We start from the raw sequence: 13,014 nt of genomic DNA on the forward strand, positions 1-13,014 counted from the left end.
GATATAAGATAAAGCACTAATTTCAGGCGATAAATGCAGTCAAAATTAGTTAACCTATAAATTAAATTTATGAGTGACGTTATGGACTTGAATTTGATCCAAACTTTTCTTGTTGTTGCGGAGTTTCAATCTTATACAAAAGCCGCGGAACAATTAGGGCTTACACAACCTGCTGTGAGCGCTGCAATAAAGCGTTTAGAGCAAGTCGTAGATAAGCAATTATTCGTTAAAAAAGGACGAGGGATCGCACTAACCTCCACCGCTTATCAATTACTGCCGCAATTCCAGCAAGCGGTTAATATTATTGACAATGCGATATCTGATAAAAATCATTTTGAAGTGTGTTGTTCGGAAATTTTGTTGCACATTATGGACCCGATAAAGAACACTATTTTTTATGAATCACCACCCGAAAAATTCCTATTATTTGAGCTGTTAAGACAACAAAAAGTCGATCTAGTAATCGATACGGTGATCACAAAAGATGCAGCGTTTATTATTGAAGATGCCTATGAGGAAGAAGCCGTGGTTATCTGTCGTGAGAACCATCCCCGTGTACACGGCACGCTCACAAAAGAGCAATTTTATGAGGAAACTCACTGTTTATTTTCAGGAAAATGGAACAACATGTCGGGGTTCGAGCAACTAGCAAAGGAAACAATTCAAGAAAGAAAAGTCGACTTGATCACATCTTCGCTAGCGGGCATGGCGCTGTATGTCGCCCAAAGAGACAGTTTAGGGATCGTGTCTCAATCTTTTGCAAACAAGTGGAGCAAAGCGCTCAAACTTCAAATTTTGCCCTGCCCCATTTCGATACGCTCTATCCCTTACAAGTTCGTCTACCATAAGCGAGAGGTAAACAACCCAGCCCACATCGCTCTACGTGAAAAAATCAAAGCCAACTTAACGGCAGCCCACTACGAACCAATTTGTTTATAACTCTTGTCAATTGAAGCGTTAGGCGTTTTCGTCATCAAGCTTTCTACAAACCTGAATAGATAGAATTTTACAGATAAAAAAGAGGCTCATTTTAATGAGCCTCTTTCTATATGTGATACTTCACTTAGCTTTTCCTACTTATTTGGGTTCTCTTTTAGTTTCTCCATCACTTGATCGAGCGAGAAGCTTGCTGCTTTTTGCCTTGGTGGGAACTCTTTAAACGTTTCAAGGAATCTGCCTACGTAAGCTTGCGCAGGAACAAGCATGTAAGCACGGTCTAGCATCCAATCGTAGTAAGTGTTAGAAGTGATATCAGCCACTTCGTAAGGATCCATACGCAAGTTGAAGATCTTAGGCACACGAAGTGTGGTGAATGGTTCAGCCCAAATACGCAACGTACCTTTTGCTCGTTGCTCCATAAAGACCAGCTTCCATTTGTTATAGCGAAGTGCAGTTAAGTCTCCATCATCTGAGAAGTAAAAAATTTCTTCTCGTGGGGCCTTATCCTCTTTACCAGTCAAATATGGTAGGAAGTTATAGCCGTCTAGGTGAACTTTGAATTTCTTACCATTCGCACTATAACCTTTGAGCAATTTCTCTTTGATATTGTCATCACCCGCGGCAGCAACGAACGTTGGCATCCAGTCCATGTGATGCATGATATCATTCGAAACAGAGCCAGCTTTAATTTTACCCGGCCAACGTACCATCGCAGGAACTCGGTACGCACCTTCCCAGTTGGTATTTTTCTCTCCACGGAATGGCGTTGTACCTGCATCTGGCCACGAGTTCATGTGTGGGCCATTATCGGTGGAGTAAAAGACGATTGTGTTGTCTTTAATACCCAAATCATCCACTTTTTTCAGTAGCTGACCTACATGGTTATCATGCTCGACCATACCATCTGCATACTCGCTGATACCTGTTTTTCCAGAGTTCTCTTCTTTCACATGAGTACGGAAGTGCATACGAGTTGCGTTCCACCAGACAAAGAAAGGTTTTTCAGCCTTGACTGCACGATCCATAAAGTCGAGTGCCGCATCTAACGTCTCTTCATCCACGGTTTCCATGCGCTTGCGGGTTAGAGGTCCTGTATCCTCAATTTTGCCATCAGCGTACGAACGGATAACGCCGCGCGGACCGAACTTTTTACGAAACTCAGGATCTTTAGGATAATCGACGTTTTCTGGCTCCTCCTCGGCGTTCAAGTGATAAAGGTTGCCAAAAAATTCATCGAAGCCGTGATTAGTAGGAAGGTGCTCATCTTTATCACCTAAGTGGTTTTTACCAAATTGCCCTGTCATATAGCCCATCGGCTTCAGCATTTCGGCAATGGTTGCGTCCTCTTCCTTCAAGCCAAGATCAGCACCTGGAAGCCCCACTTTACTCAAACCTGTTCTAAGAACGGTTTGGCCCGTAATGAAAGTAGAACGGCCCGCTGTACAAGATTGCTCACCGTAATAGTCAGTGAACATCATGCCTTCTTTGGCGATACTGTCTATATTTGGTGTTTTGTACCCCATCAAGCCAAACGTGTAAGCACTGAGATTGGACTGGCCAATATCATCACCCCAAATGACGAGAATATTTGGTTTCTCTGCTGCGATACTGCTACTTGTCGCACCGATTAAAGCGGCGGCAAGAATCGCTAATCGGCGTTTAACGCCATATTTCGCTGTCATATAAACCTCTGTGTGTATTAGAAAAGTGCTTCCTGCAACAGAATGTATAGTTCACAAATAGCGGATAAGCGAATTTACTAAATGAGAACTCTTTCTATCTTTGCCTAACATTACACCGTTATTTGTAGCTAATACGCACTCCAATAGCACTTTAGTTCAGAGCGCCATCGCACCATTCATCACTACTGGTAATCTCAAGTATTAAGATTGTCTACGCATATCACAGTGCTCATAAAGTACCTGATTGCTTTTACATAAATATTAATGATAATACGTTTTACTACTATTAATAATTAAGGTACCCGTGTGCTTGACTCCAAGGTTTCAAATGGAAAAACTTCCCAATGCCAACACAACGGCGTTCACCATAATGATGAGGAGCTATTACTAGATAAGCGCACTCACTCTGTGGTACTCAATTACTTGCCAAACAAGAAATCTGTTCAGTTGACAAGCATTCAATTTAAGCTGCTGCAAACTCTCACTCACCATCAAGATCAAGTACTTAGTAAGCATTTTCTTTACGAAACAGTACTAAAACGTGAATTTACTGAACATGATCGAGCACTCGATATGCACATGAGCAGAATGAGAAAGCGTCTAGTTCACGAAGGCGTTCCAACAGACAGAATTCAGACAGTCCACCGCCAGGGTTACATTTTCAAGCGCTCAAACAATCAACAGAAAAATTAACGCTAATTGACCCAACTTTTGGTAATTGACCGCTTATTTTGCTTTAATTAATGCAAATTCTAATCACGTAAAGTAACTCAATGAATTTGCGCTTAATTTTTACACTTTGCATTGCTACTTTGTTTGCCGGCTGTGCAACCTATGCTGGTCTTAACTATGACCAACTGTTTGGTCCACAGCTCGTGCGTGAACGCACAGTTGACGTGGAAACCCCTCAAGCAAACTTCTTCCAAAGCGAAGTTAAACCCATTATGGATAACCGCTGTGTCGTCTGCCACGCGTGCTACGATGCACCATGTCAGCTTAAGCTCTCTTCTGTTGAAGGCATTGACCGTGGTGCGAGTAAAGCACTGGTATATGAAGGAACAAGACTCACAGCCGCAGCACCAACACGCTTATTCGAAGATGCAGAAACAACCCAAGAGTGGCGCGATGCGGGTTTTCATCCGGTTCTCAACGAACGTGATCAAAGCATGGCAGCCAACATTGACGCAGGCCTTATCGCACGTTTGCTACAGCAAAAAGAGCGCCACCCATTGCCTGACCAAGTCCAGTTAGAAGGCTTTGACTTTTCGATAGACCGAGAGCAAACCTGTCCAACGATTGAAGAATACGAGCAATACGAAAAGGATAACCCAACCTGGGGCATGCCTTTTGGTATGCCAAATCTATCAAACAGTGAATACCACACTCTCATGACTTGGTTGGAAAACGGCGCAATAATGAACGTTCACCAACCTGTTAGTGAGAATGAGCAAGCGCAAATAGATAAGTACGAAACATTACTTAACCACTCTGATTTGAAAAATCAGCTGATGGCTAGGTATATATATGAGCATTTGTTTTTATCTCATCTCTACTTTTCGGAACTCGATGAAGATCCCCGATTCTTCACGCTCGTCCGCTCTGCGACACCACCAGGACAGCCCGTCAAACGTATTTCAACGCGTCGCCCGTACGATGATCCAGGGGTTGAACGTGTGTTTTATCGAATTATTCCAGAGCAAGGGACCATAGTAGATAAAACTCACATGCCATTCGCGTTAAACAAGCAACGCATAGAGAACTGGAAAACTTGGTTTATTGATGCTGATTACATGGTTAGTAAGCTACCGAGTTATGAACCAGAAGTTGCTGCAAACCCGATGACATCATTCATCGACCTTCCAGTGAAGTCGCGCTTTAAGTTCATGCTAGATAATGCACAAAATACAATAATGGCATACATCAAAGGCCCAGTTTGTCGTGGCCAACTGGCATTGAATGTTATCAATGATCGCTTTTGGGTGTTTTTCCTTGATCCAGATAAAGCAGACATCCCAGAAGTAAATGAGTTTTACCGATCTCAGGCTGATAACCTAAAACTACCGGCAGAACAAGAAAGTAACACGCTACCTGTTACCAACTGGGTCAAGTACGCGCGCCAGCAAGCTCGCTACCTAGAGGCTAAATCTGAGTTCACTAATAACTGGTTTAAAGAAGGTGAAAACCTATCCACCGATGTAATTTGGGACGGTAATGGCACCAACCATAATGCGGCATTAACGATATTCCGCCATTTTGATAGTGCTTCTGTTGTTCAAGGGTTAGTTGGTGAGCAGCCTAAAACAGTGTGGATTCTTGACTACGCGTTACTAGAGCGTATCCACTATTTGCTTGTTGCTGGGTTTGACGTTTACGGTAACTTCGGCCATCAGCTCATGACACGAATGTTTATGGACTTCTTGCGTCTAGAAGGCGAAAGTAACTTTATCTCGTTGTTACCCGCCGATATGCGCCATGAACTGCAATCTAGCTGGTATAAAGATCAAAGCCCGCAGTTGAGTGACTTTTTACAACGAAATGTGAAGCCGTTTAACCAACCAACCAGCGTTCAGTATAAGAGTGACGATCCAAAAACGGAGTTGGTGGAGTTGTTGAGCGAACATGTTTCAGATGTGCTTCTGCCTCGCTACGAAATTCAAGGCACGGCTCTTTCTGCGAGTAGTGAAAAGCAACTAAAAAGTATTGACCACGTTCGTGGTGAAGGCCTAAAAACCGTTCCGCAAATCACTATGCTTATGGTGAGAAGTCAATCAGGGGAAGATGAACTGTTCACCTTACTTCACAACAATGCACACACAAACATCTCTAGCTTGTTTGATGAAGAAAGTAACCGTGACTTTGCTAACGATGATATGACCATTGTACGCGGCGTTGTGGGAAGCTACCCTGCGGCATTTTTCTCGATCAACGAAAACCAAGTAAAAGATTTTGTCGATCAATTTAGTGCCATCCAAAACGAGTCCGATTACGTTAAGTTATTGGATAATTTTGCGATTCGTAGAAGCTCAGAAAAATTCTGGTCATTTAGCGATCGTTTACACAATTGGTACCGTACAAAACAACCGATCGAATTTGGATTACTTGACTATAATCGTTTTGAGAATCGATGATGATTTAAGGGGGTTCTCATGGGTATCCGAGATAACATTGCCGCTCTTGAACAACAGATTTACGTTGCTTGTTCTGAGGGAGACTACGAAACGGTCAATATGCTTGAGCATCAACTCGAATACTTACGTGGCAAAGTGGAACATCCTTTTGATGATGACCCTTATGCCCTAGACACTCGATTCGAGTGGGAAGATGACATGACCGAATAGAAAAAACCTCCGGAAAGCCGGAGGTTTTTTTATTTTCAATGCTCGATGGATTACTTCGCCATTAACTCATCCAGAGCTTGAATTGATGCAGACACTTGAGAAACTAAATCATCTTTAGTCGCATTATAGGTATCTAGAGGTTGAGGCGCGGCTTCAATTGCTTGGCAAGCGTTCATTAGCGCAGTTAGTCCTAAACTTCCTGCACTGCCCTTTAATTTATGGGCAAGGTTCTTTACTTCTTTACTATCATTGTCCTCAGCAGACGCTTGCAGCTTGCTTAATACATCGGTGCTGGTGGCTCTAAACAGATTAATAATGTGCAACATCTTATCTCTGCCCAAGATTTTCATATCGGACTCAATCACGCTCGGATTAATGATAACCACATCGGGTTCCTTTATTTTAGGTGCTTGAACGACCTTTGATTGTAGCTCTTGTTCTTGAGGTGAAATTTGATCAAACGGGGTACAGTCGGCATTTTGTGGCAACAACAACGGCTTTCCGTCTAGCGCATCCTGAATCAATGCCGCGAGTGCCTCTTTTGCCAATGGCTTAGGCAAGTATCCGTCAAAACCAGCGGCTAGATAGCGCTCAACTTCTTCCGCAAAAACGTGCGCAGACACTGCAATCATTGGCGTGACGGCAAGCGCTTTATTGGCCGGCTTATCACACTCAATCCGCTTTAAGCGTTGGATCAACTCAGTTCCATCACAATCAGGGAGGTTGATGTCGACCAAAGCGATATCAAAATCTTGTGTGCTGATCAGTTGCTCTGCTTGTGAGCCGTTTTCTGCCATCACGACTTGATGCCCCATGCTTTCTAGAAAGCCTTCCGCGACCACTCGGTTGACTTCATTATCTTCTACCAGCAAGACCTTTGCTTTCACTTTGCAACGTGCGGTTGCCACGGTTCCTGTTTCAACAGGTTCGCTTTCCTCTAACGGAATAGAGAACCAGAATCGGCTACCATTTCCCTCTTCGGAATCGACTTCTAAAACACCGCCCATCGCTTCAATGATTCGCTTACTGATGGCAAGTCCAAGCCCCGTACCTCCAGTTTGGCTCATCCCACCTTCAGCTTGCGTGAAGGCATCAAACAACGTTCTCTGGTATTTTTTGGCAATTCCTATTCCAGTGTCTGATACTTCAAACAGGACTTGCGACTCGTCCTCAGGGTTCAGGCTAACGTAGATATCAATTTCTCCTTCGTCAGTGAACTTAATCGCGTTACCAACAAGATTGTTCAGCACCTGACTGATTCTGGTGACATCCCCTTTCCAGTAGCGACTAACATCACTTTCAATATGGTAGGAGAACAGCAGCTTCTTCTCTTGTGCTCGACTGTTCATTAACTGGAAAGTGTCCTCCACCATTTGGTGTAAATCGAAGCCCATGTGACGAATTTCTAAATGCCCCGCTTCAATCTTGGAGTAATCCAGCACATCATTAAGGATCGCAAGCAACGTTTTACCACTACGATTAATGATTTCCGCATAACGCTTTTGAATTGGGTTGAGGCCTGAGTCAATCAGCAAGCGTGCTGTCCCCAACACTCCGTTCATTGGCGTTCTTATCTCATGGCTCATCGTCGCCAAGAATGCCGATTTTGCTCGGCTCGCTTGCTCTGCTTGCTTGCGAGCTTTAGCGTGATTCAAAACCTCTTCATTCAAACGGCGGTTGGCTTGTTTTAACTGCGAAGTGCGTTGCTCAACAAGCTCTTCTAAATGCTCTTTATGCTCCTCAAGCTCTCGCTTGGCTTGAGCTTCACCCTCTGCTACCACTTTTAGTGCTTGCGCGGTATTACGAGCCGTGATGATGGCCTGCCCCATATGCGCCAACTCATCTTTGCCTTTCACTTCCAACTCAACCGCTAAGTTACCCTGTGCCACAGACAGCAACGCAGCGGAATATTCCGCTAACCGCTTCACAACAGAAAGGTACACCACACGCCATAAAATCAGCACCAATACAATCAAACCAACAATTGAAATAACGGTTAGAGACCACTGAGCGAATTTCAATGTGCTGGTCAATTGGTCTACAGCGACGGTAGTGGTTTTGTTTGAATCATCAACCAATTTGTTGACCGTGCCATTAAGCTCTGAGAACAACTCTAATGTCTTTTGCATCAGCTGTTGTGACTGTTCGTTATTCTCGTATTGCTGCATCAGTATAGAAAATACGACCTGACGCTTACCAAGCTCTATGAGCAGTTGGCTCATTTGCTTAGAGCGCGTAGGATCTTCCACAGCGAGTACACGGCGTTGCATGATTTTGAGGTTGCTATCGAAATCACTTTGAACCTGTTGAATTCGCTCAATATTCGTTAATGTCCGAGCCTCTTCAATCTGATTCAACATTTTAAAGGCCAACAAGTGCAGTTCATGCAATCGCTCAGTCAGATCAAGATCGACCTCCACCAGTGCATCTAGCGCCTGATAAACTTGCGACTTTTTATTCGATTCTAATAAGTCATAAATATGCGTGACGTTAGCAACAGCAATGGTGCTTGTATTCTGAACTTGCGTACGAGTTAGTTGTTCTAGCTCTTCACTGAGCAGACGCATTTCTTCAACACGAGTATCTATCTCTTTTGCAAGCCACAGCTTTTTTTCAACCGAAACACCGAGTTCTGCCAAATTGTCGATAACGTTCTGGACGTTATTCTCTAAAGCTTCTAACAATTGAGAATCGAACGACTCACTCCCGAGCTCCTTGATGTGAGTGAGTAAAGACTCGAGCTGTTCGAACAGCACTCGCCCTGACTCCTTTCTTTCCTGCTCGTTTCTTGCGTTCGACAACATTTGTACAGACGAAATAATACGAGTACTCAACTCAGAGACTTGTCTCGCCTCAATCATGGCGGGAATCGCAGAATCCACGACATTTCTTTCGGTTTTGGCAACCAAAGAAAATCCAGACACACCAATAAGTGCCGATAACATGACCAGTATTGCCATCGCAATGAAAGACAACAAAAGTTTACGACCGATGCTTGCAGTTGCTAGCAGCATATTTTCATGACCTTAATGTTCGTGTTCAGCGACATATTACGTTATATTTTGCAGTGTTTACTTAATCTATGCCAACGAACTTCATTTCATGGTTAAAAATCAACACGCATTTCGCACATTTTTCAAACATTCTGCAGCCACTTTAACCCTAGTTGCTTCTTTGCCAGCGGTTGCCGCAGAGAAAATATGTGCAATATACCCTCACCTAAAGGATTCATACTGGTTGTCAGTAAACTATGGAATGGTGTCCGAAGCGAAAAGAGAAGGTGTCGAGCTACGAGTCCTTGAAGCGGGCGGCTACCCAAACAAAACCCGTCAAGAACAACAACTCGCACTGTGTAACCAATGGGGAGCAGATGCGGTTATCCTTGGGACCGTGGACCCACAGGCTTACGAGCATTCACTTAAAAATTGGGTGGGGAATACTCCCGTTTTTGCTACTGTGAACCAACTCGACTTGGATGAAGAACAAAGTGAGTTGCTAAAAGGGACTGTCGGTGTTGACTGGCATTGGATGGGATACGAAGCGGGTCAATATTTGGCAGCTCGCCATCCAAAGGGGTCAGGAAAAACCAACATTGCCTTACTTTTGGGGCCGCGAACTCGTGGTGGTACGAAACCCGTTACTGCCGGATTTTATGAAGCGATACAAGGAAGTGATATCAACATTGTTGACTCATTTTGGGCAGACAACGACAAGGAGTTACAACGTAACCTAGTTCAACGTGTGATCGATATGGGAAATATAGATTACATTGTTGGCAGTGCAGTGGCGATTGAAGCGGCCATCAGTGAGCTGCGCAGTGCCGGCAAAGCTGAGGAGATCGGTTTAGTTTCTGTGTACTTAAGTCATGGTGTATATCGAGGCCTGTTACGTAACAAAGTACTCTTCGCACCAACAGATAAAATGGTGCAGCAAGGTCGGCTTTCCGTGATGCAAGCAACGCATTACTTAAGAGGTGAAGCTTATGACAAACATGCCTCACCAACCATCAAACCACTGACTCCGAAGACGCTTCATGACGACACGATCGAAGAATCGTTATCTCCGTCAGAATATAGGCCGACATTCCGTGTTAAGGCTGTTGATTGAAAGACCAAAAACGTGTTCTATTGAGTCACAACAATTTTAAAATCATACAAACGGAAACATCTTGATGCAAAAAACCATTCGTACCATGCCAACCCATAAACATGTGGCTTTGGTCGCTCACGACAACTGCAAACCTGAGCTACTTCGCTGGGTAAAAGAAAACAAAGAAAAGCTACAGAGTCACTTCCTTTACGCAACTGGCACGACAGGACACATGCTGAGTAAAGAAACTGGACTTGCGATCAAGAGCATGATCAGTGGTCCGATGGGCGGTGATCAACAACTAGGCGCTCTCATTTCAGAAGGCAAAATCGACGTTCTCGTTTTCTTTTGGGATCCACTGAATGCCGTACCTCACGACCCAGATGTTAAAGCGCTTCTTCGTATTGCTAGTGTTTGGAATATTCCTGTAGCAACGAACCGAGCCACAGCTAAGTTCCTGTTTAACTCCCCTCTTCTTGAGCAAGAAGTAGACATCGAAGTACCGGATTACGAAGCCTATCTTGCTGAGCGCATGTAAGCTTTGATGCCAACCAAATAAAGCAAGGGCGATACCAAGTATCGCCCTTGCTGTTTTTAACATTCTAAACGTTGCATTTAACGGGAAGTCACGATGGGATAGTCACCATTAACGAGCTCTTGAACGAATGCAGATCCCGCGCCAGTATGCGTGATCCAAACCTTCTCTTTCGCACGTGTAATCGCCACGTAAAATAGCCTGCGCTCTTCTGCGTAAGGGAATTTGTCTTTGGACTCCGTCAACGCACCATCAATGTGAATTTGCTTCTTCTTAGCGGGGAATTGCCCCTCATCCACAGAAAGAATAATCACAAAGTCAGCTTCGCGTCCTTTACTCGCATGGCAAGTCATAAAGCGAATATCGAGATTAGGGAAACGTCGCAACCAATCGTCGAACAAATCGGGCTTATGATAATGGTTACGTCCTAGCAATAAAACTGACTTGGTTTGCTTGGCTTGCTGATTCAAGTGATCCAAGATCTTTTCCACTTGATTGCTCGGCGCGGTATGTACGCTCTTCTGCTTGCGTTGTTTGTGGCTGTTTAGTGTTTTCGGCAACTGCGATGGGTTTTGCTGCACGAATGTATTCGCTACATCACCAATCTGATTGTTGAAACGATAAGTTGTATCTAAGTGATGAACGGTAGAGTGAGCAAAGCGTTCTTTAAAGCCAGTGATAAGATCGACATCCGCTCCTGCAAACTGATAGATCGCTTGCCAATCGTCGCCAACAGCAAATAACGTGGCACCTGCTTGTTTCTGAGTGGATTCACACAGTGCTTCAATCAATGCCAGACGATCTGGAGAGATATCTTGATACTCATCGACCATAATAAAGCGCCATGGCGAGACAAACTTCCCTTTATTCACATAATCTGTCGCACGACTGATCATGGTTGGGAAATCCACTTGGTTGCTTTCTTTAAGCATTTTCTGCCACGCTGTAAAACATGGCCAGCATAAGGCGAGTTCACTATTTAAACGCGTATAGTCTTGGTGGTTTACGAGCTTTTCTTGTACTTGCTTTTTGGTCAACCCTACCGACGCTAAATGAGACAGCTGCGAATCTAGCCAAGCGATCAGTTTTGGATTTTCTGAATGGCTTCCTAACTCATCATCCCCTTTTAGGTACGCAATCGGCCATTTGTCTAAATGTTTTTGCCAACGTTTAAAGTTGGTGGGTGTCATCCAATGTTTTTTCAACCAGTCTACACACCATGCTGTTCGTTGATTTTCGTCCAACGCTAAAGGACTAATTTCGACAGGTTGCTGTTCGACTTGTTTAAGAATATACAAACCCAACTGATGGAATGTGTTTACGCGCACACCGTCTGCCGCCATGCCCACTTTATCTACTAAGCGTTCTTTCATTTCAGTCGCCGCATCACGACCGAACGCTAACATGAGAAGCTCTTCTGCTTGAGCTTGATGGCTTTGCAACAAATAGGCAACTCGTGCGGTTAAAACGCTGGTTTTGCCCGAGCCGGCCCCAGCAAGAACTAAGTTGTGGTCGTCGTTGAGCAATACCGCATATTGCTGGGATAAATTCAAAGGAGAGGATTCAATTTGATTAAACAGCACTTCCCAATTTGGACGTTCTGCTTCTAGCCAATCGCGATTACGCTCACCAAGCGCCTCAGAGGTATCAATGAGCCAAGGCTCTATTTGCGACATACGATTCGGCATTCGCATTTTGGCTTCTTCTAGGGTGGTTTTCATCTCGCTTAACTCTTGGTTAAGGCTTTCAACCCAGGAGACCACTTGAGAATGCGATAAGTAAGCAGGCAAGTGCTTTAGTTTGTAAAGCTCTTCTTCCCACTTAGGTAGATACTCAGCCAGTTTTCGGCACTGAGTGTTGTGCCACTCTTGATATTGACGAACGGCCTCAAGCGCGAACTTTCGGCATTGTGGCCACGGTAAACCTTGGACTAGCCAGCTTTGTTGTTTGCCTTCGTGTTCATGAGCAAAAAACTGTAAAGAGCTCCATAATAACCCACGCTTTACGCTAACTTTGCCATTCCAGATCGTAAAAGGAATATGTTCTTCACTGCCTATCGAGCTTAATAAAACACTGTTCTCTTTTATTTCGACGTGATGGTACTCATTTTGAATAAAAAACTGTGCTTTGCTAGTGGCAGTAAGCTGCATGAAACGTGCGCCTTTTAGTTTAGAAGTTGTCGATTTATATCATTTTAAGGCGCTAAATTGTAGCAACGGCGAGCTCCTAAGTAAGCTTCTTCTTCTATTCTTTAATAAAATTCACATTACTGTCGATTTAATAACCTAAAGCTGAGGTTATTTGAAGCTGGCTTTACAATCCTCAATACATGACCTGGCAGTTTTAATATAAGTCGATGACATCCCTGCTGATTTTATCAACAACCACGAATTTTTCTTAAAGTAAATCATAAACGCGCTATAGTGGGTCT

At 43.9% G+C, this 13,014-nt stretch carries 9 protein-coding genes; 6 read left to right on the forward strand and 3 right to left on the reverse strand.

Annotation, left to right across the window (positions count from 1 at the left end):
- The first annotated feature begins 81 nt into the window (after positions 1-81).
- On the forward strand, positions 82-939 hold the full coding sequence (locus R7127_RS21975) for a LysR family transcriptional regulator (protein WP_025767859.1): 858 nt from the start codon (positions 82-84) through the stop codon (positions 937-939).
- Positions 940-1,073: 134 nt separating this feature from the next.
- Here R7127_RS21975 and R7127_RS21980 read toward each other — a convergent pair whose 3' ends face one another.
- A complete protein-coding gene (locus R7127_RS21980) occupies positions 1,074-2,621 on the reverse strand; it encodes an arylsulfatase (RefSeq protein ID WP_005376560.1) in 1,548 nt (515 codons plus the stop codon).
- 306 nt (positions 2,622-2,927) lie between these two features.
- Between R7127_RS21980 and R7127_RS21985 the strand changes: the two genes are divergently transcribed.
- From R7127_RS21985 to R7127_RS21995, 3 genes are all read left to right on the forward strand, one after another.
- Positions 2,928-3,314 (forward strand): winged helix-turn-helix domain-containing protein, encoded by a 387-nt coding sequence (locus R7127_RS21985; RefSeq protein ID WP_025767860.1) that lies wholly within the window; start codon positions 2,928-2,930, stop codon positions 3,312-3,314.
- Between the two features lie 80 nt (positions 3,315-3,394).
- Complete coding sequence (locus R7127_RS21990; RefSeq protein WP_033906477.1) at positions 3,395-5,749, forward strand: fatty acid cis/trans isomerase; 2,355 nt, start codon at positions 3,395-3,397, stop codon at positions 5,747-5,749.
- An 18-nt stretch (positions 5,750-5,767) separates the two neighbouring features.
- Positions 5,768-5,959 carry a hypothetical protein gene (locus tag R7127_RS21995; protein WP_005376565.1) on the forward strand — a complete coding sequence of 64 codons (192 nt, stop codon included), beginning with the start codon at positions 5,768-5,770 and terminating at the stop codon, positions 5,957-5,959.
- 50 nt (positions 5,960-6,009) lie between these two features.
- Here the strand turns inward: R7127_RS21995 and torS are convergent, their stop codons facing one another.
- Complete coding sequence (gene torS, locus R7127_RS22000) at positions 6,010-8,973, reverse strand: TMAO reductase system sensor histidine kinase/response regulator TorS (RefSeq protein ID WP_033906476.1); 2,964 nt, start codon at positions 8,971-8,973, stop codon at positions 6,010-6,012.
- A 43-nt stretch (positions 8,974-9,016) separates the two neighbouring features.
- Between torS and torT the strand changes: the two genes are divergently transcribed.
- Together torT and R7127_RS22010 are read left to right on the forward strand one after the other, a co-directional pair.
- The gene (gene torT / locus R7127_RS22005; RefSeq protein WP_080960073.1) at positions 9,017-10,066 is read left to right on the forward strand and encodes a TMAO reductase system periplasmic protein TorT; all 1,050 of its coding nucleotides are present in this window, start codon (positions 9,017-9,019) and stop codon (positions 10,064-10,066) included.
- A 64-nt stretch (positions 10,067-10,130) separates the two neighbouring features.
- Positions 10,131-10,586 (forward strand): methylglyoxal synthase, encoded by a 456-nt coding sequence (locus R7127_RS22010; RefSeq protein WP_005376571.1) that lies wholly within the window; start codon positions 10,131-10,133, stop codon positions 10,584-10,586.
- A 77-nt stretch (positions 10,587-10,663) separates the two neighbouring features.
- Here the strand turns inward: R7127_RS22010 and helD are convergent, their stop codons facing one another.
- Entirely contained in the window at positions 10,664-12,733 is a 2,070-nt protein-coding gene (gene helD, locus R7127_RS22015; protein ID WP_033906474.1) for a DNA helicase IV, read from the reverse strand.
- Between the last annotated feature and the right edge of the window lie 281 nt (positions 12,734-13,014).

It is taken from the genome of Vibrio sp. 1159 (genome assembly GCF_033340395.1).
Taxonomy (GTDB): Bacteria; Pseudomonadota; Gammaproteobacteria; order Enterobacterales; family Vibrionaceae; genus Vibrio; species Vibrio alginolyticus.

Excerpts from the sequence above, each read along its gene's own strand:
- R7127_RS21995 (WP_005376565.1), top strand. The coding sequence starts at position 5,768 with ATGGGTATCCGAGATAACATTGCCGCTCTTGAACAACAGATTTACGTT.
- helD (WP_033906474.1), bottom strand. The coding sequence starts at position 12,733 with ATGCAGCTTACTGCCACTAGCAAAGCACAGTTTTTTATTCAAAATGAG.
- R7127_RS22010 (WP_005376571.1), top strand. The coding sequence starts at position 10,131 with ATGCAAAAAACCATTCGTACCATGCCAACCCATAAACATGTGGCTTTG.
- R7127_RS21990 (WP_033906477.1), top strand. The coding sequence starts at position 3,395 with ATGAATTTGCGCTTAATTTTTACACTTTGCATTGCTACTTTGTTTGCC.
- R7127_RS21975 (WP_025767859.1), top strand. The coding sequence starts at position 82 with ATGGACTTGAATTTGATCCAAACTTTTCTTGTTGTTGCGGAGTTTCAA.
- torS (WP_033906476.1), bottom strand. The coding sequence starts at position 8,973 with ATGCTGCTAGCAACTGCAAGCATCGGTCGTAAACTTTTGTTGTCTTTC.
- R7127_RS21980 (WP_005376560.1), bottom strand. The coding sequence starts at position 2,621 with ATGACAGCGAAATATGGCGTTAAACGCCGATTAGCGATTCTTGCCGCC.